Source organism: Leifsonia psychrotolerans (assembly GCF_013410665.1).
GTDB classification, from domain to species: domain Bacteria; phylum Actinomycetota; class Actinomycetes; order Actinomycetales; family Microbacteriaceae; genus Cryobacterium; species Cryobacterium psychrotolerans_A.
Genome location: NZ_JACCFM010000001.1, coordinates 2,607,543 through 2,632,755, shown reverse-complemented (window position 1 = coordinate 2,632,755; position 25,213 = coordinate 2,607,543). Strand labels below are relative to the sequence as shown.

At 63.2% G+C, this 25,213-nt stretch carries 15 protein-coding genes; 10 read left to right on the top strand and 5 right to left on the bottom strand.

Annotation, left to right across the window (positions count from 1 at the left end; all coding sequences use genetic code 11):
• Positions 1–8 precede the first annotated feature (8 nt).
• Positions 9–524, bottom strand: coding sequence for a 50S ribosomal protein L10 (gene rplJ / locus HNR05_RS11965; protein ID WP_179579225.1), 516 nt, complete (start codon positions 522–524; stop codon positions 9–11).
• Positions 525–919: 395 nt separating this feature from the next.
• On the opposite strand from rplJ, the gene HNR05_RS11960 reads away from it, so the two are divergent.
• From HNR05_RS11960 to HNR05_RS11940, 5 genes are all read left to right on the top strand, one after another.
• Positions 920–2,701: an MDR family MFS transporter gene (locus HNR05_RS11960; RefSeq protein ID WP_179579223.1), complete on the top strand. Its 1,782-nt coding sequence runs from the start codon at positions 920–922 to the stop codon at positions 2,699–2,701.
• Between the two features lie 9 nt (positions 2,702–2,710).
• Complete coding sequence (locus HNR05_RS11955) at positions 2,711–3,253, top strand: MarR family winged helix-turn-helix transcriptional regulator (RefSeq protein ID WP_179579221.1); 543 nt, start codon at positions 2,711–2,713, stop codon at positions 3,251–3,253.
• Positions 3,254–3,734: 481 nt separating this feature from the next.
• A complete protein-coding gene (locus HNR05_RS11950) occupies positions 3,735–10,649 on the top strand; it encodes a DUF7927 domain-containing protein (RefSeq protein WP_179579219.1) in 6,915 nt (2,304 codons plus the stop codon).
• A gap of 93 nt (positions 10,650–10,742) precedes the next feature.
• The gene (locus HNR05_RS11945) at positions 10,743–11,477 is read left to right on the top strand and encodes a hypothetical protein (protein WP_179579217.1); all 735 of its coding nucleotides are present in this window, start codon (positions 10,743–10,745) and stop codon (positions 11,475–11,477) included.
• A 195-nt stretch (positions 11,478–11,672) separates the two neighbouring features.
• On the top strand, positions 11,673–14,537 hold the full coding sequence (locus HNR05_RS11940) for a hypothetical protein (protein WP_179579215.1): 2,865 nt from the start codon (positions 11,673–11,675) through the stop codon (positions 14,535–14,537).
• Here the strand turns inward: HNR05_RS11940 and HNR05_RS11935 are convergent.
• Both HNR05_RS11935 and HNR05_RS11930 read right to left on the bottom strand, forming a co-directional pair.
• Entirely contained in the window at positions 14,530–16,143 is a 1,614-nt protein-coding gene (locus HNR05_RS11935) for a sensor histidine kinase (protein ID WP_246318397.1), read from the bottom strand. The two genes, HNR05_RS11940 and HNR05_RS11935, sit on opposite strands and share 8 nt — an antisense overlap.
• Complete coding sequence (locus HNR05_RS11930; RefSeq protein ID WP_179579213.1) at positions 16,143–16,892, bottom strand: response regulator transcription factor; 750 nt, start codon at positions 16,890–16,892, stop codon at positions 16,143–16,145. Before HNR05_RS11930 ends, HNR05_RS11935 begins: the two co-directional genes overlap by 1 nt.
• 169 nt (positions 16,893–17,061) lie before the next feature.
• Here HNR05_RS11930 and HNR05_RS11925 point away from each other — a divergent pair, with 169 nt between their 5' ends.
• From HNR05_RS11925 to HNR05_RS11905, 5 genes are all read left to right on the top strand, one after another.
• Positions 17,062–17,715, top strand: coding sequence for a YqaJ viral recombinase family protein (locus tag HNR05_RS11925; RefSeq protein ID WP_425485082.1), 654 nt, complete (start codon positions 17,062–17,064; stop codon positions 17,713–17,715).
• Between the two features lie 173 nt (positions 17,716–17,888).
• A complete protein-coding gene (locus HNR05_RS11920; RefSeq protein WP_218868883.1) occupies positions 17,889–19,211 on the top strand; it encodes an ABC transporter substrate-binding protein in 1,323 nt (440 codons plus the stop codon).
• A 22-nt stretch (positions 19,212–19,233) separates the two neighbouring features.
• The gene (locus tag HNR05_RS11915; protein WP_179579209.1) at positions 19,234–20,634 is read left to right on the top strand and encodes an ABC transporter permease; all 1,401 of its coding nucleotides are present in this window, start codon (positions 19,234–19,236) and stop codon (positions 20,632–20,634) included.
• Positions 20,634–21,581: a carbohydrate ABC transporter permease gene (locus HNR05_RS11910; protein ID WP_179579207.1), complete on the top strand. Its 948-nt coding sequence runs from the start codon at positions 20,634–20,636 to the stop codon at positions 21,579–21,581. Before HNR05_RS11915 ends, HNR05_RS11910 begins: the two co-directional genes overlap by 1 nt.
• Before the next feature lie 76 nt (positions 21,582–21,657).
• Complete coding sequence (locus tag HNR05_RS11905; protein ID WP_179580909.1) at positions 21,658–23,529, top strand: ABC transporter ATP-binding protein; 1,872 nt, start codon at positions 21,658–21,660, stop codon at positions 23,527–23,529.
• 226 nt (positions 23,530–23,755) lie between these two features.
• Here the strand turns inward: HNR05_RS11905 and HNR05_RS11900 are convergent, their stop codons facing one another.
• Positions 23,756–24,412, bottom strand: coding sequence for a DUF305 domain-containing protein (locus HNR05_RS11900; protein ID WP_343062572.1), 657 nt, complete (start codon positions 24,410–24,412; stop codon positions 23,756–23,758).
• Positions 24,413–24,474: 62 nt separating this feature from the next.
• Positions 24,475–25,161, bottom strand: a complete 687-nt coding sequence (locus HNR05_RS11895) for a thioredoxin-like domain-containing protein (RefSeq protein WP_179579205.1) — start codon at positions 25,159–25,161, stop codon at positions 24,475–24,477.
• Positions 25,162–25,213: the final 52 nt, after the last annotated feature.

Genomic DNA, 25,213 nt, shown 5'->3' with positions numbered 1-25,213 from the left:
GCCGATGCCTAGTTCGCGGACTCCTGCTTCTCACGCAGCGCGTCGATGGTGCGAACAGCCTTCGACAGTGGTGCGTTGAACAGATATGCGGCTCCGAACAGCGAGGCCTTGAAGGCGCCGGCAAGCTTGCCGAGCAGAACTTCACGAGACTCGAGGTCGGCGAGCTTGCCTACCTCTGCGGCGGTGAGCGGGTTACCGTCGAAGTAACCGCCCTTGACCACCAGGAGAGGGTTTGCCTTGGCAAAGGTGCGCATGGCCTTCGCAACAGCGACAGGGTCGCCGTGAACGAATGCGATTGCGGACGGTCCGACAAGCTCGTCGTCAAACGACGTGATGCCGGCGTTGTTCGCCGCAATCTTGGTCAGCGTGTTCTTTACCACGGCGTACGTGGCGTCCTCACTGATGGAAACGCGCAGCTCCTTGAGCTTTGCAACAGTGAGACCGCGGTACTCGGTGAGCAGAACGGCGGTCGAGCTCTGGAATTTCTCCGTCAGCTCGGCGACCGATGCTTCCTTGTTCGCCATGGTGCTCCTCTTATAATCATGTGCCGGTAGCCCCGGGCGCAGACATGAAAAAAGCTCCAGCGCAAGGCCGGAGCTGAGGTGCAATTCTTTCGAACAGCGACAAAACTTCGAATCCTGCGCGGGCCGTTCACATCGTGAACCTTCGATTGCTGCATACATTTCTGCACACGGCAATAACCGGCGGTCTTTGGCTTTGCTCCACACTACGGGATGCGCGCATCCGTTGGCAAATCGTATGCCGACGCGTCGGCGCCACGGAAGTGGTTGACATGAGTCCACTAGTTATATATAGTTGACACTTATCAATTACTAGCAGGAGACAGATGTCACGCGCCGAGAACACGGTTAAAGCACCACCCAAAAACCCTAAACGTCCAATTTCCGCTGACGGAACCATGACCAAGCGCCAGGTGCTCGAGGCCCTTTCGGGGCTGCTCCTCGGTATGTTCGTGTCGATCCTCGCGGGCACGGTGGTGAGCACGTCGATGCCGCTCATCATCTCTGACCTCCAGGGCAACCAATCGGCTTACACCTGGGTCATCACCTCGACGATGCTGGCGACCACGGTCTCCACCCCGCTCTGGGGCAAGTTCGCCGACCTCTTCAACCGCAAGCTGCTCATTCAGCTCGCGCTGGTCGTCTTCGTACTCGGCTCGGCGCTGGCCGGCTTCTCTCAGAACACCGAGACGCTCATCGGGTTCCGTGTGCTGCAGGGTCTCGGTGCCGGTGGCCTCGCCGCACTGAGCCAGATCATCATGGCCGACATCATCAGCCCGCGCGACCGTGGAAAGTACGCCGGATTGTTCGGCGCTGTCATGGCGCTCGGCACCGTCGGCGGTCCGCTGCTGGGTGGCGTCGTCACGGATGCCTTCGGCTGGCGCTGGAACTTCTTCATCGCGCTGCCCGTAGCAATCGCGGCGATCATCATGCTGCAGCTCACCCTGCACCTGCCCAAGCACCCCAAGCGCGCGGTGCGCATCGACTACCTCGGCGCCGTGCTCATCACGGCCGGTGTCTCGCTGCTGCTGATCTGGGTGAGCATGGGTGGAAGCCAATTCGAATGGTCCTCCATTGAGTCGTACTTCATGATCGGCGGAGCGGTGCTTCTGCTGATCGCTGCGGTGATCGTCGAGTTCAAGGTTCCCGAACCGATCATTCCGCTCACCATGTTCAAGAACCGCACCTTCACCCTCTCGGTGATTGCCAGCATCGCGGTCGGCGTCAGCATGTTCGGCACCGCAGTGTTCCTGTCGCAGTACATGCAATTGGCCCGTGGCGCAACGCCGACACAGTCCGGACTGCTGACTATTCCGATGATGGGTGGACTGCTCATTGCCTCGACCTTCTTCGGAAACCTGATCAGCCGTCGCGGCACCTGGAAGTCAATCATGGTGGTCGGCAGCGCGCTGATCGTGGCCGGTTCGGCTCTGCTCGGTACGCTCAACGCCACCACCTCGCTCGTGCTTGTCGGTGTGTACATGGCTATCCTCGGCGCCGGCGTCGGCATGATCATGCAGAACCTCGTGCTGGTTGTGCAGAACTCGATCGAGGTCAAGAACCTCGGCGTGGCAACGAGCGCCGTCACATTCTTCCGGAGCCTCGGCGGCACCATCGGTGTCACGGTTCTCGGTTCCATGCTGGGAACGTTCGTGGCCCAACACATCAAGGACGGCATTCCGAAGCTCAGCCCCGCCGACCAGGCTGCTGCGGTGAAGGCTCTGGGCAGTGGAAACATCCCTCACGTCTCGCAGCTGCCGGATGTCGTTCGCTCGCTCGTTGAGGGTGCCTACGGTTCTGGTGTCGGCATCGTCTTCCTGTACAGCGTGCCGCTGGCGATCGTCACATTGATCGCGGTGATCTTCATGCCGAACGCACCGCTCGGCACCAAGACCGCGGTGCAGCTGAAGGCCGCGGCTCGGTCCAAGACCGGTGCGATCAACACGGCCGACGTCGCCGCAGTGCGCAAGCGCGAGATCGAAGATATGGAAGACATCCTGATTGAAGTGAGTGCGGCCGCCGTCGCCTTGCCTCCCGTGGGCGAGGCGCACCCCACCGGGTCGATCCAGGCGGTCACGTCATCTGAACTGGAGCCGTCGGGACTCGATTCGGATCTTGATTCAGGGCTTGAGCTGGAACTCGAGTCGAAATCTGAGTCAACCCCCGGTTCCGGTCGATAGCCTGACATCATGACCGAGAATGCTTCGACAGATACCCGGGCTCGGCTGTGCTCCTGCCTGTGCTCGTGTGCCGATGTGCCCAGCTCACAGCGCGCGGCTGGCAGCGAGGGCGCCTCGGATGCCGTCGCCGTGGCAATCGCAGAGGTCGAGGAGCAGATCGGGGTGCTCGCCGGACACATTCGGGCGAGCATCCGGATCGCTGCAATCTCGATCGACCCGGCGTTGCAGCCGTTCGGCCTGAAGATGCTTCGTGTGCTCACCGCGCACGGACCGATGCACGCCAGTAAGCTGGCCGAGGTGATGCTGGTCGATCGCAGCATCATCAGTCGGCAGACGAGGCAGCTTCACGAACTCGGGCTGGTCGAACTGCAGACCGATCCGGATGACGGGCGTGCGCGTTATGTGGCAGCCACCGCGGTTGCGATGGAACGGCTTAATGCCGTGCGTACCGGCGATGAGCTGGCGATCGTCACTCACATGAGCACCTGGCCCGTCGATGATCTTCGTCAGTTCACCGGTCTTCTCAAGCGACTGACTCAGTCGGACTCCTAGCGACGCACCGCAGTGCGTGAACGGCCTCGTCGGCATTATCGGCGGGGCCGTTCGTTGTGGGTAGCGCCGGGGTGATGCGGGGGCAAACGCTTCGTGCAACGCCGCGTGCGCGACGAAAAACCGAGTTCTTTCTACCCCCGTCGGGAAATCCTGCGAGGGGAGCGCGGCCGGTCAATCCGGTGTGATCCGGGGCCAGCTGCAGGGTGCGACCGAGCCCAGATACCGCAAAAGCGAAAAACAACTGTTTTAATCACCCCAGTCTTGGGGGAAATAGTCGTCATAGCACGCTTTCGCCCCAGGGGTGCTGGTGCTCCATGTCATTCTTTATGAGGACAGAACTTTCAAAAACGTCACGATCTATAAATCGTGGCCGGCGATGAAGCGTTCGGTCTCACTTTGCATCCTGGTCACGGCTTCGTCGGCTCTCAGCATCCTGCTGCGGGAACACGTTGGCGTCCGACATAAATAGAGGTAGTAGCTCATGAGTTCACGTCGCCAACTCGACGCTCCGCGGCCCCGTCTGCGCACTCGCGTGATGAAGGTCGTCGCGGCAACCGCCACGACCGCGTTGCTCGTGGGCAGCTTCGTTGCGGTCGGCTTCGCCGGCACCGCGCTCAGCGCGCAGGCGGTCGACGACACGACGCAGACCTCGGATGTCACAGCGCCCGAGGCGGAGAGCCCCGCCCCGGTCGCTCCGGTCGTTCCGCAGAGCGCTCCGGTCGTTGACGACGCTGCTGGGGGGACGGACGCATACCCCACGATGGAGCAGGTCGCCGCCGCGATCGAAACCGATGGCACTAAAATTCCTCTCTCGGGCGCGGTGACACCGTTCCCTGAGGGCATGGGACGTGCCTGGATCGTGCAGGGCGCGGGATCAAACTCCTCGGTGCGCAACGTCATCAACAGCCCCACCGGCATGACCTTCGCGGACAGCACCGGCACTATCGGCAAGATGACGCTGAACGCCCTTGCCTTCGACCAGAAGAACCGCATTCTCTATGCCATGCGCATTTATAGTGGTGACGCTCAGATGATCCGCATCGGCGCCAACAGCGAGTATCAGGTCGTTCCACTCAAGCGCCAGGGCGGTGCTCCGATTGGAAAGGACTCCTGGTATTCCGGAACCTGGGGCTTGAATAGCGCAGGCGCGGGTGTCTACTACTTCCGTGCCCAGGCCGGAATCCAGACCATTGCCAATCCCGAATCGAACAACGTGGCCTACCAGCACAGCGTGGCGGGCGAACTGCCCGACACGATGGACTTCTCATTCAAAGACGGTTTTCTGTGGGCGGCAATGGGGCTTGTCGCAAAGCCGCGGATGTACCGCATTAACGTAGCGAATCCGAGTAGCTACGTCGCCGAGTCCTGGCCGCTTGCTGGTGTGAAGGGTGCTTCTCCATATGGCGCCCAGTGGTTTTATGGAAACGGCGATCTCGCGATCTCTCGGAACACCCTTCCCGGTCAAAGCCTTCAGCCCTACTACCAGATCCAGATCACGAACGGCGAAACAGCACAGCCGAGCTTCGCTGTCTATGCCACCACCCCCGGTACCTCCAGCGACAACAACGACGGTGCTGCATACATGGGCCTGCCGGTCGACCTGGGAGTTGTGAAGACGTCCAGCGAGCTGTTCATCGGCGGCCCCACCTCGAGTGGCCCGAACATCATTCAGTACACCATCACGGTGACCAACAATGAAGACCCGAACGGAGTTCCGCAGCGCACCTCGAGCGGCTTCCAGCTGACCGATAAATTGCCGCTGAAGCTCAAGAATCCCCGAGTGGTCCAGCCGGCCAGCAACTCGTGCGAGCTCACCCCCGGCACGGCGACCGTGCAGGGCACCTACGCCTGCGCCGGTGGTGAACTGGCGCCGGGCGCAAGTATTGCGTACGTCATTGAGGGCGAAACCGAGGGCATCGTCAAGGACGAGTGCATGCGCAATGACATTCGGGTCAAGGGTTTCGAGCGTGACGATAACCCGGCCAACGACACCTCGTTTGCAGAGCCGTGCGCGGGCAAGAAGGCTCCCGAAGGCTTCCTCGTGAGCAAGGCCGCCGTGGTAGCGCCGCAGGCCGGCACAACCGCGACGTCCACGGTTCCCGGCGGTACCGTCAACTACGGCATCACCGTGAAGAATATTGACAAGAATGCGTACACCGTTGGGCGTCCGGCGTCGTTCATCGACGACGTGTCGGCTGTGCTCGACGACGCCGACATCACGCTGACGGCACCCGTCGACCCAAACCTGGTGTTCGACCCGGTGGCGAAGACAATCAGATGGTCCGGCCCCCTGGCTCTGGACGAAGAGCGCACGTTCCGCTATTCGGCCAAGGTAAAGGCCCCGGTCACCGGAAACTACTCGCTGGACAACGTCGTGTCGCCCGGAGTGAGCGGCGACTGCGTGAGCGCTGCAGCATGCCGCACGAGCACGCCGGTGAGCAGCTTCGTCGTCACGAAGAAGGCAAACAAGACCGCAGTCCACGCTGGTGACACCATCACGTACACCGTTGATGTCACGAACATCGGCCAGGTCAACTACACGGACGCTTCGTTCAGCGATGACCTGTCGAAGGTCACCACCAACGCCACGTTCAACAACGATGCCAAGCTCGTCCCCGTCGCCCCGCAGACCGCGGCGGACGGCGGAGCATTCAGCTTTGACGCCGGAGCGTCCCGCCTCGACTGGGTCGGCGCTTTGAAAATCGGCGAGAAGAAGACCTTCCGCTACTCCGCAACAGTCAAGACGGGTGCGGCCGGAAAGCTGACGAACACCGTCAAGCCCACCGAGGTCACCGGCCTGTGCACCACGGTCGCCGAGTGCACCGTGACAACCCCGATCGGTTCCTACGTGTCGGCAAAGGTGGTCGACAAAAAGTCCGCAAAGCCGGGCGAAACTGTCACCTACACCGTCACAATGACGAACACCGGCCTCGTCGCCTATGACAAGGCGATCAACCCGGCAGTGTTCACCGACGATATGACCGACGTGCTCGATGACGGAAAACTCGTCAAGAACACGGTCTCGGCAACCGTCACCGTCGGCGCCGGCCCGGCAACAGCCACTGATCTGCCGGTGTTCACCGGGGCCGACCCGGCAACGAACACCCCGGCGCAGGCAATCTGGAGCGGAAGCCTGCCCCTGAACGCCACGGTCACAGTCAGCTACCAGGTGAAGATCAACAACCTGGTCAAGGGCAACCACGTTCTTCGCAATGGGGTCACCTCACCGGGCTGCGACACGGGCATCTGCCGACCGGTAGAAACGCCCATCTACGATTTCACGGTCGACAAGACCGCGGACAAGGTCTCGACGGCTACGGGCGACATCGTTTCCTACACTCTGACGGTCACGAACACCGGACAGGTCGCCTACACGAACGCCGTTCCCGCTGCCTGGGAGGATGATCTGACCGGAGTGCTCGACGACGCCGTCTTCAACAATGACGCGAACGCGAGCGCTGGAGCACTGAACTACACAGCACCGAAGTTGAGCTGGACCGGGCCCCTTCCCCTCGCCGGTGTCGTGACGATCACTTACACCGTGACCGTCAAGCCGACGATTGACCCGGCATCCACCGCCATTCTCGAGAACCAGGTCTGCTGGACGGTCGCCGTTGCCGGTGCACCGATTTGCGACCGAGTTGATGTGCCGATCGTCAGCTACAAGGTCGAGAAGGTCGCCAGCAAGACCGTTGCCAAGCCGGGCGACAAGGTGCTGTACACGCTCACCGTAACGAACACCGGCGATGTGCAGGGTGGCCCTGCAAGTGGCTTCTCTGCAGAGATTACAGACGCCCTGACCAACGTCTTTGATGACGCGAACCTCGACCCGGACTACGCCATTACCGGTGGCGCATCATTTGTGGCCGCGGGTTCTGGTTTGCCGGCACGAATTGTCTGGACGGGTGACCTTCCGCTGCTGCCCATTGCCGGCAATGACAACGCCCACGTGATTACCTTCCAGGTGATTGTGAAGCCGATCAAGAATCAGACCGGTAACAACCTTCTCGTCAACGCAGTGTGCGCCGGACCGAGCTGTGTGCCGCCGCCCGTTTGCACACCGACCCACCAGCAGAACAAGCTGTGCGCCATCACCAACATTCAGCGCAGCGACGTGACAAAGTCGGCCGACAAGACCGACGCCAAGCCCGGCGACGCCGTCACCTACACCGTGACGGTCGCGAACACCGGCACGGTCGACTTCACCGCTGCCGACCCGGCCACACTGTTTGACAACGTGAGTAATGTGCTCGACGATGCCACGTTTGACCCGGCTACGATCACAATCGTGGGCGGCAACGGCGTTGCGCCGACGTACACCGCTCCGACACTGAGTTGGTCTGGTGCTCTCGCCGTCGGTCAGACCGTGAAAATCAGCTACGTGGTGGTCGTCAAGGGTGCTGCGCGCGGTGACAACATCCTTCGAAATGCGGTGTGCTTTGATGCCGCACTGAAGGAGTGCAAGCCACCTGTTCTGGTTCCGGTGCGTGCCCACGAGATCGTGAAGACGGTCGACAAGCCTCGCGCCGCTCCGGGCGAAACCGTTAACTACACGATCACCGTCACCAATACCGGCGAGCTGGATTACACCGCCGCTAACAAGGTGACGTGGAAGGACGACCTGTCCGACGTGCTCGATGACGCAACGTTCGACTACACGACTGTTCAGCTGAGCAGCGTTCCGGCTGCCGGCGCCGTGGGAGCCACGAGCTATACGAAGCCGACACTGTCCTGGTCGGGAACACTCGCCAAGGGTCAGACGACAACCATCACGTTCTCGGTGGTCGTCAAGGCAACCGGAAGTCGCGGCGATAGCGTCCTGAAGAATGCGGTCTGCTGGACCGCGACCGACTGTGGCGGACTGCTGCTCACCCCGGTCTACGACTACACGGTTGACAAGTCGGCCGATAAGTCAACCGTCGCTCCGGGCGAGACCGTCACCTACACGATTACCGTCACCAACACCGGTGCTGACCCCTACACGCTGGCCAAGCCGGCTACCTGGAGTGACAGCCTCGCCGAGGTTCTCGATGACGCCACGTTCGATGGGACCACCCAGATTCTCAGTGGTGGCGGAACCGTGACCTACGTCGAGCCAGTGTTGAGCTGGTCCGGTCCGCTCGAGGTCGGTACTCCGGTCGTGATCACCTACTCGGTGACCGTGCCCAAGCCGACGCTGGCGGGCAGTGACAACGTTCTGACGAACGTCGTGTGCAAGACGCTCGCCAACAATTGCGGTCCCGTGATTCGAATTCCAGTCATGGAATACGACGTGGCGAAGACTGCGTCCCCCGGAGCAGCACAGCCGGGCGATGTCGTCACCTACACACTGACGGTGACGAACACGGGTGAGGCTGACTACACGACGGCGAACCCCGCCAGCATCACTGACAGCCTCAGCGCTGTCCTGGATGACGCAACGTTCAACGCAGGCAGCATCACCACGAAGCTGAATGGCGTGACTGTCGCACCGGGGCAGAAGGCGGCCTACGCCGCTGGCGAGCTGACCTGGGCGGGTGCCCTCCCGCAGGGTGGAGTCGTGGTCATCACCTACACGGTGACTGTGAACAAGCTGGTCGGAGCCGGAGACAACATGCTCACGAACTTCGTCTGCGCCGGTGTCTGCTCGCCGCCGCCGCCCGTGTGCCTTGATGGTGACACCACGTGCACCAATACTCCGGTGCTGCGCTACGACTACAACAAGGTGCCGAACCGTGTTACGGCACGCGTCGGTGAGATTGTCAGCTACACCATCACCGTCACGAACACCGGCGAGGGCGACTTCACTGCCGCCGACCCGATCAGCATCAAGGACATCATGACCGGCGTGCTCGATGACGCCGAGTACCAGGGTGACGCAACCGCGGTTCTGGGCACCATTGATGACACGACGACGCCCGGAACGCTGCTCTACACCGGCGCGCTAGCCCGGGGAGAAGTGGATACCGTCACCTACTCGGTGAAGGTGCTCGCGGCCAACCAGGGCGACCGTCTGCTGAGCAACGTGGTGGAAGATGACAACATCTGCCCGCCCGGCTCGAACGACCCGAAGTGCAACCCGCTCGTCACGATTCCCGAGTACACGGCTAAGAAGGTGGCCGACCGCACCGAGACCAAGCCGGGCGAGACCGTCAACTACACCATCACGGTGACGAACTCAGGAACGGTCGACTTCACCGTCAACACACCGGTGAACTTCACTGACGACCTCACCGCAGTTCTGGACGACACCAGCTTCATCTCCGGAAGCGAGAGAGCCTCCACGGGCGCTGTCTCGTACACGGAACCGACACTGGCCTGGACGGGTGCGCTGAAGGCCGGCAAGACGGCCACCATCACCTACTCGGTGAAGGTGGACGACACCGTCACGGGCGACCACACGCTCGTCAACACCGTGGTCACCGGCTCGACGCCACTCTGTTACGACGAGACGAACCTCGACTGCCAGCCGCCGCTGCCCCCGTGCCCGGTGGACAGCACGAACCCGGACTGCACCAGCACGGTGCTGGTTCGTGACTTCGACATCGTGAAGACCGCCGACACGCAGACCGCGAAATCGGGTGACATCGTGATGTACTCGATCACGTTCACCAACACCGGTCAGGTCGCCTTCACCGACGCGAAGCCCTTCACCCTGAAGGACGACCTGTCGAAGGTGCTCGATGACGCAACCATGAATGTGGGCAGCATCACCGGTGGGGCCAAGTACGACACGCCCCCGGTGCTGACCTGGTCGGGCCCGCTCGCCGTGGGAGCAGAGCACACCATCACGTACACCGTGAAGGTCGATCTGAAGGCTCACATCTCGGGCGACAAGAAGCTGATCAACAAGGTGGAGACCCCGGACGGCAAGTGTGTCGTCGGGTCCAACGATCCCGCCTGCACCACGCTGGTCAAGCTCGAGCTCATTCACGTGACGAAGAAGGCCGACAAGCTCTTCACGAAGGCCGGCGACGTCGTCACCTACACGATCACTGTCAAGAACGTTGGAACGGCTCCGTCGCCGGAGGCTTCCTTCACCGACGACCTGACCGATGTTCTGAAGCTGGCCGACTACAACAACGACGCGACGAAGGGTGCAAGCTACGTCAAACCGATCTTGTCCTGGACTGCACCGTTGGCCGTCGGTGAATCAGCCACGATCACGTACAGCGTGACCGTGAAGGCCACCGCGGTGTCGGGCACCATGAAGAATGTGGTCGTCACGCCGCCGACGCTCGGAAACTGCGACGAAGGCAGTACCGACCCGGACTGCCAGGTTGATGTTCCTGTGCTGCCGCCGCTGGCTGAAACCGGCATGCAGCTGGGTGGGGCGCTGCTCGTGGCCCTGCTCACGCTCGGTGGAGGCTTCGCTCTGGTCAGCATCCGTCGTCGTCGGGTTACCGGCACACGATAGCAACCGACAGTGAGAGGCGGGGCGTCTGACGCCCCGCCTCTGCTGTGCTTAACCTCGGCAACACGCCGGACTCTCAAAGGAAAATTCAGCATCATGACGAACTCGTCGAGACGGGCTCCGCGGCTCACGCGCCGCGTTCGCACAACCATCGCCGGGGTGGCCGCGGTATTCGCTCTCTGGGCCGGGGCCGCCCCGGCACTGGCGGTGGACACGCCTGTGGGGATGTCGGTCTCGATCACGAATTCCGTCGCGGAAGCAACCGCCGACAGCACGATGGATTACGTCACTGTGCTCGAGAACTCGGGGCCGGAACCGGTCGATCTTCGACTCGTCGTCACCGTGCCGGGCTACGCCACGATCGCCGCAGCACCCGATGCCACGATCGACGAGCACAGCGCCACCTGGGCCGTCACAGTGGAGCCGGGGGCACCGCAGACCATGACGACATCCGCTGTGCTCACCTCGATCCCGGCCGAGACCCTGTGGGTGAACGTGACGGCGGATGTGTTCGTCGAGGAGTCGCAGAGCGCCGTCATCGGGTCCGCGGCAGTCACGCCCGTCGTTGGAACTGAAAAGGCTCGAGCGGATGCCGCCACGGCGTCTGAGCAGCACTTTGCTGCCGAGGCCGCGGCGACAGGTGTGAGCGGCTTTTTCGCCTCGCCGACCACGGTTATCGCTGTGATCATCGTGGCGGGGGTGCTCGCGATCGCCCTGACCGTGGCATCAATTCTGTTGCGCCGCATGAATCGGGAACGAGCCCGGCTTGCCGGTGACGCGGGTGCGAGCCTCCAGCCCCGAACCGTAGACGCTCCGGAGCGGCAACAATAGTAGACGCGACGTTTCGTTGATCTGATAGGATTTCCCCGCGCACGACGAGCATTCGAGCCTGAACTCGAAGTTCGTTCGCTTGAGCCCCGGAGCACAGTCCATTCCTCCGCACGGCTGAGCGAACCCGCTTCATGCGGCGCTGGCTTCACCGACAACGGTGAGGCGTGCAGCCGCTCGGGTGATGAAGAGGACTCAATGCGCTTTCGTGCGATATCAAAAGGCCTGGCGTGGGTTGCAGCCGCGGCGCTGTGCTCAACACTGCTGAGCCCGGTCGGCTCGGCCTGGGGGATGGACGCTACTCCCGTGGTGCGCAGTGACGTGCACGAGGCCGCCGTTCCGGAAACCGACATGCTCGACCCGGAAACGTTGGAGCCGGTCGATCATCCTTCAGAAGAACGAGCCCCCGTGCCTGCCGCCCGGCTGCTCGCTCTGCCTGAAGCGCTGCCGGGATCGAGCGAACACATCGTCGACGTGGCCATCGTCAGACCACAGGGTAACGCCGGCCCCTTGAATCTCACTCCAGCCAAGATCGAGGCGCTGATCGGCACGGCATCGGGCTACTGGAACGTCGAGACCGCGGGGGCAATCTCCTCGATCAGTATGAACCCTGCTGTGTTGAGCTATAGCAGTCAGTTCAAGTGTGACGCCGTCCAAAGCTTGGCGCAGGAGGCGAGAGCAAAATTCGGACAAACGGCGGACGGCTACAAGCTGACGGCTCGCCACCTTCTGCTGCTTGTACCCGAAACCTGTGGCTCGTCCGGTGAGGGCTCGTTCGGTACGGGGGATGGGATTGCGCGCCCCAGTAACGGTGGCTTCCTCTGGGTTCAGGATCGTCTCCGTACCCAGAATGTCTTGATCCACGAAATCGGTCACAATCTCGGCTTGGGCCACGCAACCACTCACGTGTGCCCAAACTCGCCATCGGGTGAGCCCTATTTTGAAGGAACGCGGGCGCCCCACGCCAGCCCGTGGAGCACGGTGCTGTCGAACGGCTGTTACATCGAGGAATACGGCGACTACGTCGATGTGATGGGCTTTATGTCAGCGGTGGCCAACCCCGACAACTTGCTGCCGCCGGCACTGACATCATTGAATAGCATCCGGCTGGGGGTCATGCCAGCAGCGGCAATTCAGCAGATCGCGATCGGAGCCACACAGGCGACCAGCAGTCAGACCGTGGCACTCTCGTCGCTCACCTCCGACTCCGACGGAACCCGCGTTCTCGCTGTCACTGATCCGATCAGTTCGGATGTCTATCTTTTCGAATATCGCGACGGCACGGGTCGGGACGCGCCCACACAGTTTGGCCGGGGAAACATGGTCAGCTACGGTGCTGCCCCCGGGGTGCGCATGCTCGCGACACGCAATCCGGACGACACGGAACTCATGACCAAGGTTGATCCCTCGATCAGGGGCACACGAAGCCAACACTTTGAGCCGGGCCAAACAGCCACGACCCGCACCCGCGGTGTGTTAGTCACGGTCGATTCCATCGTCGGGGGCCTAGCCACTCTGACGGTCACGCTCTCCCGGAAACCGATGGTTCCCACAGAGGTCGGGTCGTCGCCCCCGACGATCAGCGGCACGCTGACGCCGGGGTCAGTTCTCACGGCCGTGCCCGGTGCCTGGTCTGCGCAAACGTTCACCTACCAATGGTCGTCGAACGGTGTGCCTCTCGCAGGCGCGACGGCATCGCGTTACACGCTGACCTCCGCACACCTCAATGCGGCGATGTCGGTCACCGTGACCGGATCGCGACCCGACTACATCTCTGCAACGGCGACGTCTCGGCCGGTTGCGATTGTCGCCGGTGTGGCACCGGTAATTGCCGGGGTGACGGCGGTCGGATCGACGCTCGAGGCCACGACCGCAGGGTGGGCAGACGGTACGAACTTCTGGTACCGGTGGTATGCGGACGGCTGGCAGATCAAGGGGGCAACGGCTTCGACCTTCACGCTCACCCCGCTGCAATTGGACATGGTGCTCACCGTCGATGTGACCGGCACACAACCGGGCTACGAGACTGGCACCTTCAGGTCGGCACCGACAACGAAGGTCACGATCGGTACCACGACGTATTCATTCGCTCCCTCGGCTGCATCGGTGCTCGAATGGCCCGACCGGGCGGCCTATAGTGGGGCTCCCTACCGATACAGCTACCAATGGTTTCTGAATGGCGAGCGGATCGAGGGTGCGACGAAATCCGATCTCGCGACGGGCCAATTCTCAGCTGCCGCTGACGCGGTGTTCACGCTGGAGGTCACGGCCGGGCTCTATTCCGGCGCGGACCGGGTGCTGAAGGTCGCCGTCAGTGGTGAGCCGGCGCTCGGATCGACGCTGCAGGCGACTGTGACGGGTTTCGGGTTGGGCGACCTGACCTACCAGTGGCTCTCGAAGGGAATCGCAATTCCCGGCGCGACAGGGCCAACGTGGACGTTGCTGGCCCCTCAGGCCGGCAAACGCATCAGCGTGCGCGTGACCCCGAGTGCGCCGCTGAAAGCGGTAACCTCACGGGCCACCGGGATGGTGACGAAGGCGCCCATTCCTCAGATCACCGGCTCAGCGCAGACCGGGAGCGTCATCACTGCGGTGCCCGGACAATGGTCGACCGGCATGAAGCTGAAATACCAGTGGTTCGCTGACGGTGCGCCCATCGCGAAGGCGACGACCTCGAAGCTTTCTGTCACGATGGCCTTCGCCGGGCAGCGCATCACGGTCAGAGTGACGGGTGCACAAGCAGGCTTTGCGACGGTTGCTCGGACGTCGGACGCGACCGCTGGCGTCTCGCTGGCGCTGACCAGCGTCGTGCCGAAAATCGCCGGAACGGCGAAGGTCAACGCCCTCCTTACTGCTGTGCCCGGAGCGTGGGTGCCGGCGCCGGTAGCACTCAGCTATCAGTGGGTGGTCGGCGGAATCGCCGTCGTCGGTGCGACCGGCCAGACCTACCGGCCTGTCGCCGCGGATAGGGGCAAGGTCGTCACCGTCATGGTCACCGGCTCGAAGGTCGGCTATCCCGCGCTGACCCGCGTCTCGCTCGCCACGAGGGCAATCGTCACCTAAGCGATCCCGCGTCATCTCGGGCGCGCGGCACCGACACCGTAAAGCAGGTGTGTCCCGGCCTGCTTTCGACCGAGAGGTCGCCGTGGTGCGCACCGATGACAGCCTGCGCGATCGCCAACCCGAGTCCGGTGCTGCCCGTGCCGCGAAAACGTGAGCTGTCGCCCCGGGCGAATCGCTCGAACAGGGTTCCCTGCAGCTCGGTCGGGATGCCCGGCCCGTCGTCGGTGACCGTGACGAGTGCGCGGTCGCCCTCCGTCGACAGTGCGGCCGTCACCGTGGTTCCGGCGGGCGTGTGGGTTCGAGCGTTGGTGAGCAGGTTTGCGATGACCTGGTGCAAGCGATGCGCATCGCCGAGGCATTCGATGGGTTCGTCGGGAAGGTCGAGATCCCACTGATGGTCTGGCCCGGCGGCGTGGGCATCGCTGACGGCGTCGACAAGAAGCATCGTCAGATCGACCGGTTGCATCTCCAACTCGCGGCCCTCGTCGAGCCGGGCCAGCAGCAGAAGATCTTCGACCAGGCCCGTCATGCGCACCGATTCTGACTCAATGCGACTGAGCGCGTGCTGGATGTCCGGGGGGAGCTGCTCGCCGCTTCGTCGGGTGAGCTCTGCATAGCCACGGATCGACGCGAGGGGTGTGCGCAACTCATGGCTGGCATCCGAGACGAACTGACGCACCTTGTGCTCGCTGGCCTGACGAGTTTCGAGGGCGAGGTCGACGTGATCGAGCATGCGGTTGAGGGCGGAACCGACACGACCGACTTCGGTACGTGGATCGGTATCGGCCACGGGCACACGATCGACGAGGGTGACCTCGCCGCGATCCAGCGGCAACTCGGAGACTCGCACCGCCGTCTCGGTGACGCGCTGCAGCGGGCGCAGCGCCAGGCGCACGATCCAGGTGGCGAGCAAGGCCACCACCAGCACGCCGGCGAGTGAAACCAGAGCGATGATGAGACCGAGGTTCGCTGCCGTGCTGTTCACGTTGCGCAAGGGAAGACCGATCAGGTAGGCCACGCCGGTGCGGGTGGATGCTGTGACCACCCGATAGCTCCCGACGGCGCCACCAAGGTCGATGGTCACCGCGCGGCCCGCGCTGGCGCCGTCGACGAGAAGCTGCACCTGTTGGGTGCCCAACGGTTGCACGACACCGCTGTCGTCAGTGTAACCGGCTGTGATGGTTGCGCCGTCGAAGACCAACGCGAGCGTGCCGGGCTGTTGAGCGGGGCCGTTCAAGATATCGGTGGCCGACGGCGCTGCGAGGGAGAGGATTCCAGGTCGACCAGTCCCGCCTTCCAAAACGATGAGCGACCGGGAGACGGCCGAGGCGAGCTGGGCATCGAGTTCGTCCTGCAGAGACGCGCGCAAAATGGTGACGCTGACCACACCGATGATGACGCTGACGAGCGCGAGCAGGGCGACGACGGTGAGAACCAGGCGTCGGCGCAGGGTCCACGGTCGGTGGTTCCGCGGCGCGGAGACAAAAGGCACCGCTTCTTCCGGTGCCGCTTCGTCGGCGGTGTCGTCGGGCGGCGGCGGTGGGGGAGCCAGCGGCCGGGCAGCGGCGGCATCCGTCTCGGGCATCGATTTGTCGGTCTTCGGCATCAGGTGACGGCTTTGAGCATGTAGCCGGCGCCGCGCACGGTGTGAATCATCGGGGCGCGCCCGGCATCGATCTTCTTGCGCAGGTAGGAGATATAGATCTCCACGACCGAGGAGCGGCCGCCGAAGTCGTAGCTCCAGACCCGGTCGAGAATCTGCGCTTTGCTCAGCACTCGACGGGGGTTGCGCATGAGAAAACGCAGCAGCTCGAACTCGGTGGCGGTGAGTTCGATCGGCTCTCCGGCCCGGAACACCTCATAGCTGTCCTCGTCGAGTGTGAGGTCGCCGACCTGAATCAGCGGGTCGTTCGTGTCGGCCACCGAGAGCGTGGAGCGACGGATGAGCCCGCGCAGGCGAGCCACCACTTCTTCGAGGCTGAACGGCTTGGTGACATAGTCGTCGCCGCCCGCCGTGAGACCGGCGATGCGGTCGTCGAGCGAATCCTTCGCGGTGAGAAAGAGCACCGGAGTCTCGTTGCCATCGGCCCGTACCCGTTGCAGCACCTGCAAGCCGTCGATGTCGGGCAACATGATGTCGAGAACGATCGCATCCGGACGAAACTCTCGAGCGATCGACAGCGCTTTATGGCCGTCGCCGGCCGTGCGTACGTCCCAGCCTTCATAGCGCAAGGCCATGGCCAGCAGGTCGGCCAGGGTCGGTTCATCGTCGACGACGAGAACGCGAATCTGGCTTCCGTCGGCCTTGCTGAGGCGCGGCCCCTGCGCGGGACGGTCGTTCACGCGAGTACTCATTTGCCCAGTATCCGTGCGCTTTCTATGAATAGGCCATGAACCGGCCCTGAGTGGCCTCAGCGACGTGGGGCGGGCGCGACCGGGCCTCACCTGATCGTCGTCACGCATGACGAGGCGAACTGAGTGCTTCCTGGCAGCTTCCGCGCCGATGACGGGAGAGAATAGAGGAGTGACCGACACCTTGTTCCCGCTCTTCGATGAGGCGGCGAACCCCGCACGTCGGCCCCAAATTCCCTCACACGTGCAGCGCATCGTCGCCGATTCGACCGACCGGGTCGCCTGGCTGCGCGCCCGTAACCAGGGCATTACCGCCACGGATGTCGCCAAGCTCGCCACCCCCAAATCGGTGCAGAACGCGGCCTACGACAAAATGCACGGCACCAGTTTCAGCGGCAACAGTTACACCGACCATGGTCGGGCGCGTGAGCCGGAGATCGCCGCCTGGGTGCAGAACAACTACGGCATCGAGCCGAGCACTGCGCTGTTTCGCGCTGAACATCACGTGCGGCACTTGGCCACCCCCGATGGTGTGCTGTTGACACAGAGCGGCAATCTTGAGCTCGCCGAGATCAAGACCACGAGCAAGCCGTGGCGCAGCATCCCGCGTTCCTATCTGCGACAGGTGTGGTGGCAACAATATGTGCTGGGCGCCGAGCGCACTCTGCTGGTCTGGGAGCAGCACGAGAACTTCGTGCCGGTCAGTGCGGTGCCGGAATGCCGATGGATCGAGCGTGACGAAGACCAGATTGCGATCCTGGTGGGCTTTGCGAACGACCTGATCGACATTCTCGATCATCAGGCTCGGCAGAATCGGCAGCCGTAACCGCGGGGCGAGCCGGCGCGCCTCCGGGTCGTCGGGGCCCTGCAGGGCAACGGTTCGATAACAACTCCGAGACCGGGCTGCTGCGCCGTTGTCGGTGTGAGGGTCGAGGCGTACCGTGCCCTGTGGATTCGGTCCCACGCAGTGGGCTGTTCCTGACTCAATGAGGAGCACAGATGAACACCATGCGGCAACGCCGTTACCTCGCACCACTGGCCATTGCGGGATCGATCGCCGTCGTGCTGTCGGCCTGCTCCAGTGGGGCGAGCACGACCAGTGCGAGCCCGACGAGCCCATCCGCCGACCTGAAGGGCGTCACTCTCAACGTGGCCGCCGACTGGTCGGGCACCGAGCAGACGAATTTTGAAAAGGTTCTGGCCCAATTCACCGCCGACACCGGGGCGCAGGTCAACTACACGAGCTACGGCAGCAACGTCGCCACGACTCTGAACACAAAGATTGAGGGCGGCGATCCACCGGATGTCGCGGTCATCCCGCAGCCGGGATTGTTGAACTCGCTGGCGAAGGCCGGCAGCCTCATCCCGCTCGATTCGGCAACCCAAGCCACAGTAAAGGCCGACTACTCGCAAGACTGGATCGACCTCGGTACCTCGGACGGAAAGATGTACGGCGTCTGGTTCAAGGGCGCCAACAAATCGACCGTCTGGTACAACACGACTGTGTACGACGACGCCGGTGCAACGGTGCCCAAGACCTGGGATGACTTCCTCACGCAGCTCGGAGTGGTCGCCAATTCCGGGGTCTACGGACTCTCCATCGGTGCGGATGCGGGTTGGCCGCTGACCGACTGGTTCGAGAACGTCTACCTCCGCACCGCCGGGCCGGCCATGTACGACAAGCTCAGCACCCACTCGATTCCGTGGACGGACGCCTCCGTCACCACGGCCCTGACCGACTTGGCCACACTCTGGTCGAACGCGACTGTGGTGCAGCCCGGCACTGCGCAGCGCACCTTCGGAGATTCTGTCATCGCCGTGTTCGGCGATCCGCCAGCCGCCGGTACCGTTTACGAGGGCGATTTCGTGGCCAGCAACATCGCGAGCGACACCAAGTCGGTCGTCGGCAAGACGGCGAAGTTCTACGATTTCCCCTCGATCAACGACTCCCCGACATCGGTGGTGGGCGGCGGCAACGTCGCAGCCCAGCTGAAAGACAACAAGGGTGCAGCAGCGCTCATGAGCTATCTGGCCACACCCGAAGCGGCAACCATCTGGGTGAAGGCCGGCGGCTTCACGTCGCCCAACAAGAAGGTCGACATGGCGGCCTACCCGGATGCGACGAGCAAGCAGATCGCCCAGGCCCTCGTTGACGCCAAGACCTTCCGTTTCGACATGTCAGACCAGGCACCGAGCGCATTCGGCGGCACCCCGGGCGCCGGCGAATGGCAGATTCTGATCGACTTCTTCAACAGCCCGACGGACATCGCGGGAACCCAACAGAAACTGGAAGCAGCCGCGGCCGCAGCCTGGGGCAACTGACCCTCCGGGGGAGGGGCGAACAATGACACGCTCACTCGCCGGCGCCGCCGACCGGTCCGGCGGTGCCGGTACTGCTACGGAAGCGACTCGACCCACCGGATCCGGGACACCATCCTCCCGGCATCCGGTGGCGGCTGGCCGCCATCGCGCCCTGATCGCGGCCGCCTTCCTGGCGCCGGCCCTCCTGCTGCTCGGTGTGCTCGTCGCGTACCCGGTGGTCTACTCGGTCTGGCGTTCACTGTATGACGCGGCAGGCACGAATTTTCTCGGCCTGGGCAACTACGTGACGATGTTCACCGACCCGGCCACCTTTATCTCCATCCGGAACAACGTCATCTGGGTGCTGGTGGTTCCGGTGAGCGTCACGATCATTGGGCTCATCTTCGCGGTGCTGATGGACCGCATCAAATGGGGGACCGCCTTCAAGCTGATCGTGTTCATGCCCATGGCGATCTCGATGGTCGCGGCCGGCGTGATCTTTCGCACCACATTTCAAGAGAACCCCAATCTTGGCCTGGTGAACGCCACACTGGTGGGCATCCACAACGCCGTGGGCGGCGGTTCGGTCTACCCGAACGCCCGGCCGCGCGAGAACACCGGGCTGACGACCACGGATGGCGCGGTGCTGGCCGCCAACCCGGTCAGTCCGGGCTCCATGCAAGATTTTCCGTTGATCGGTGTCACCCCGAAGTCGCTTCCGGGCAATGCAACAGTCGCTGTCGCAGCCCCCCAGCCCGCCGCCGACGCGATCGCCGGAACCGTCTGGCTCGACTTCGTCAGGGGCGGCGGCGGAACAGCGGGTGCTCTCGGCGACGGCAAGAAGGGCTTGCCGGGCATCGAGGTTAACGCCGTCAACTCGGCGGGCACGATCGTCGGCACGACGCGCACGGCCGACGACGGCAGCTATGTGCTGGCGAAGCTGCCGGCCGGGGCGGTGTCGGTGACACTGCCGGCCTCCAATTTCAGCGCGCCGTACGCCGGGGTGTCCTGGCTCGGGCCGACACTCGTCACCGCCGTCGTGATCCTCAGCTACATCTGGATCTGGGCCGGTTTCGCGATGGTGATGATCGCATCCGGCCTCTCGGCGATGGATCGTTCCCTGCAGGAGGCCGCCCGCATGGACGGTGCCAACGAGTGGCAGGTCTTCCGACGCATCACCGCGCCTCTGCTCTCGCCGGTGTTGATCGTCGTCTTTGTGACTCTCATCGTGAACGTGCTGAAGATCTTCGACCTGGTTTATGTCATTCCACCGCCGTCATCGCTGCCGGCTGCGACGGTGATCGCCGTGCAGATGTGGACGGTATCGTTCGGCGGCGGTAACGACCAGGGGCTCGGATCCGCGCTCTCCATCCTGCTGCTGGTGCTGGTGCTGCCCTTCATGATCATCAATGTGCGCCGTTTCAGATCAGACCGGGACCGCTGATGACCGCCGTCGACCCGCTCGCTACCCCCGACCTCGCCGAAGTGAGAAACGTGGCGAGTGCGACGAGCGCCCGCAACCTCACCCTCGTCAAACCCAAGCGTTCTCTCGGCGGTCGCATCGTCGGGTTCTTCAGTCACGGCATCGTCAACCTGGTGCTTTGCGTCATCGCGGTGTTCTGGCTGGTGCCCACCGTCGGGCTGTTCGTTTCATCGCTCCGCAGCAGCCTGAACAACAGCCAGTCGGGGTGGTGGACGGTCTTCACGAAGCCGGCCGAGTTGACCCTCCAGAATTACAGCAACCTGGTCGGCAACTCCCAGTTCATGGGTTCCTTTGTCAACACCATCCTCATCACCGTTCCAGCGACCTTGCTCGTCATCGGCATTGGCGCTCTGGCCGGTTACGCGTTTGCCTGGATCAAATTCCCCGGGCGGGACTGGCTGTTGATCGCTGTGATTGTGCTGCTGGCCGTGCCCGTGCAGGTCGCACTGATTCCGATTGCGAAGCTCTTCGGTTCGATTGGGCTCTTCGGCTCCATAGTCGGCGTGATCATCTTCCACGTCTCGTTCGGGCTGCCATTCGCGATATTCCTGTTGCGGAATTACTTCACCCAGGTTCCCGGTGAACTGCTTGAAGCCGCCCGCATTGACGGAGCGAGCGAGTGGCGAATCTTCTCGCGCATCATCCTGCCGCTGGGTATGCCGGCCATCGCGTCGCTCGGTATCTTTCAGTTTCTGTGGGTGTGGAATGACCTGCTGATCGCCCTGATCTTCACCAACGCGTCGTCCCAACCGGTGACCGTGGCGATCCAAAGCCAGTTGCGGCAGTTCGGTGCCAACATCGACGTGCTCTCCTCCGGCGCGTTTCTGTCGATGATCATTCCCTTGATCGTCTTCTTCGCCTTCCAGCGCTACTTCGTCACCGCGCTGCTCGCTGGTTCGCAGCGCTGACGCAACCGACATCCGTCGAACGGCTCAGCGTGTTCGCGCAGCCACGCGCACAACGTAGGGTGAATGAATGAGCGGAATGCGTGGTGGTGGAGGCGGTGGCGGCCGGCGTGGTGGCGGGCGCGTGAGCAGCGGAGACGCACGAGCCCAACGTGCCGAGAATGCGTCGGCGCCCGTTATTCATAACCTGCTGAGCCGAATCGGCGGGCTGTTCACCCCCTATCGGCGCCCGCTCACGCTCACCATCATCCTCGTCATCGTGAGCGCCGCGCTCTCGGTGATTCCGCCGCTACTCACCCAGCGCGTGTTCGACGACGCACTCTTTCCGCGCGGGCAGGAGCCCGACCTCCGATTGCTGGCGATTCTCGTCGGGCTGATGGCCGCGGTCTTCGTCAGCTCGGCGCTGCTCGGCGTCTGGCAGACCTGGTTGACGGCCACCGTCGGCAACAAAGTCATGGGGGCCTTGCGCGTCAAGCTCTTCTCCCACTTGCAGTCCATGGAACTCAGCTTTTTCACGCGCACGAAGACCGGCGTCATCCAGTCACGTTTGCAGAACGACGTCGGCGGCGTCGCGAACGTGCTCACCAACACCATCTCGAGTGTGCTCGGCAATACCGTGACGGTCATCGCGGCCTTCGCCGCCATGGTGCTCCTCAACTGGCAGCTCACTATCGTGGCCGTGATTCTGATGCCGGTGCTCGTCATCGCGCAGCGCCGGGTCGGTCAGGTGCGCGCCCGAATCGCGGGTAAGACGCAGGAATCCCTCTCCGACATGACGGCGATCACCCAGGAGGCGCTGAGCGTGTCCGGCATCCTGCTGTCGAAGAGTTTCACGCGGCAGAGCGCCGAGACGGCCCGTTACTCCGACGAGAACCAGAACCAGGTGAACCTGCAGGTGCGCCTGGAGATGAGTGGCCAGTGGTTCTTCGCAATGGTCAACATTTTTCTCTCGAGCATTCCGGCCATCGTCTACCTGGTGGCTGGCTTTTTGTTGAACAACGGTGCAGCCGATGTGACGGCGGGCACCATCGTGGCCTTCACGACGGTGCAGGCCCGACTGATGTTCCCGCTGCTGGGGCTCATGCGAGTCGCGCTCGATTTGCAGACCTCGAGCGCGCTGTTTGCACGCATCTTCGAGTACCTCGACCTGCGCCCGGCGATCAGCGACCGTCGCGACGCCCTCGCCGTTCCCGCGACGAGCGCTGCGTCGGGTCGCGTGGAATTCGATCAGGTGTCGTTCCGGTATCCCGACATGGCAACGGATGCCCGTCCCACCCTCGATGATGTCTCATTCACCATCGAGCCCGGGCAGTTCGCAGCCTTCGTCGGCCCGTCCGGCGCGGGCAAGACCACGGTGTCGTATCTGATTCCGCGCTTCTACGAGGCGTCGGCGGGACGCGTGCTTTTCGCCGGGATCGACGTGCGTGACCTCATCCAGAACTCCCTCGTCTCTCACATCGGCATCGTGAGCCAAGAGACCTACCTCTTTCATGCCACGATCGCCGAGAACCTGCGGTATGCGAAACCGGATGCGACGCTCGAAGAGCTCGAGACCGCCGCGCGGGCCGCGAATATCCACGACACAATCGCCTCGTTCCCTGAGCGGTACGACACCGTGGTCGGCGAGCGTGGGTACCGGCTGTCCGGGGGTGAGAAACAGCGCATCGCCATCGCCCGAGTGCTGCTGAAAGACCCGGAGGTGCTCATTCTCGACGAGGCCACGAGTGCGCTGGACGCGATTTCGGAGCGCGTCGTGCAGGCCGCGCTCGACACCGCCTCGCGCGGACGCACGACGATCGCCATTGCCCACCGGCTCTCGACGATTCTCGCCGCCGACGTCATCTTCGTCGTCGACGCGGGTCGGATCGTCGAGCGCGGCTCGCACACTGAGCTGCTCGAACGCGGCGGTATCTATGCGCGGCTCTACTCAGAGCAGGTCACGACCTCGTAGCCGGGGCATCCGTATGCCCGCCGCTTGAGCCCCGGAATCCGTGTGCAGTCCGGCCCAGCGCTGTCACGCTGCTCACGGTGCTTCCCGTCCTCGGATTCGGTTAAGGCCGCGACACGCCGTTCTTCGGCGCGACGACGCGCGGTAGAACTCTCTGTTAACCGAATCCGGGCACAAGAAGCGGCCGAGAAACGGCGCAACGAAAGTGAGGGAAGGCGAGGTGAGAAGGCTACTGCCGCTTCGCCAACATGCTTTGCATCAATTCAATCTCTGACTTCTGACTCAGCACGACGCTGTTCGCGAAGGTGAGCACCGAGCTGTTGTTGGCCCGATCCTGCACCGACTCTGCCATGTCGACTGCGCCCTGGTGGTGGGCGATCATGAGCGTGAGAAAGATCTTCTCCGCCTCCACCCCGGATGCCGCCGTCAGTTCAGCGATCTGCGCGGGAGTCGCCAGGCCCGGCATGGGCTGGCCTGCCGCATGCATCGATTCGTGGGTATGTCCGGTGTCGGATCGGCCGGGGCGGGTCATCCAGGTCATCGGCGGCTCGGGGGAGGCCTGTGACACACCCCATTCGGTGAGCCATCCGTACATTTGGCCGGACTGCTGGGACTGCGTTCTCGCAATGTCGTAGGCGAGCAGGCGCACGTCAGGGGCATCCGTACGGTCACGCACGATCATCGCGAGCTCGACGCCCTGATCGTGGTGCACCTGCATGTCGCGGGAGAAACCGGCTTCGGCGCTGGTCGTGCCGGGCGTTGACGTGCGAAGCGTGCTGAGCCGCCCGGCCGCGAACGAGCCGATACCCACGACGACGACAAGCGCGAGCACGGCGATCACGAGAACTGCGCGACTACGAGGGCGCGGCACGTCTGTTTCTGACACGGAAGGACTCCAGAGAAAAGTCTCGTCCAGCCCGGCGGCGGGCCGGACGAGAGGGGAACGAGTTAGCTGACCTTGCCGGGGGCGTCGAGTGCGCCCGTGCAGGCGGAGCCGGGCTCTGGAACGCTTTCGTTCTTCCAGTACTCCTCAATGAACTCGGAGATACGCGGGTCGTCAGCGGTCTTGACCTGCAGCTGAGCGTTCCAGGCGCTGACCACGATCGGTGCAGGGATATCTGCAAACGGCGAGAGAACGACATACGTCGACGGCAGCTTCAGCTTGAGAGCTGCGAGGTCGTCGTCGCTGATCGACGGGTCGTAGGTGACCCACACGGCGCCGTGCTCGAGCGAGTGCACAGCATTCTCGTTAGGAACGGGTTCGGTGTAGACACCGCAGTTGAGCCACATGGGGTTATGCTCGCCACCGGCGGGTGGCGTCTGCGGATACGTGACGGCGGTCTCAACGTGACCGGCGCCGTTCGTGAATGTCTCGGCGCCCGAGACCTTGGCGCCCGTGCCCCCAGCGGTATATGTCGTCTTTTGTGGGGTCAAAACGACGGATGTGACAACGAGGCCGACAACCGCCACCACAGCGACGGCACCAGAGACGATTCCGATCGTGCGGTTACGCTTGCTGCGCTTCTCCTGACGACGGAACTCTTCAAGCTTCTTGTCGCGCTGAATCTGGCGTTGCTGCTTGATGGTCGGGGTCTCTGCCCCGGCCTTCGAGCCGGAGGATGAAGCGGGGGTCATAGAGGCCTCTCGTAGTTGTCCTTCCCCAATTCGAACGTATGCGGGGGGCGGA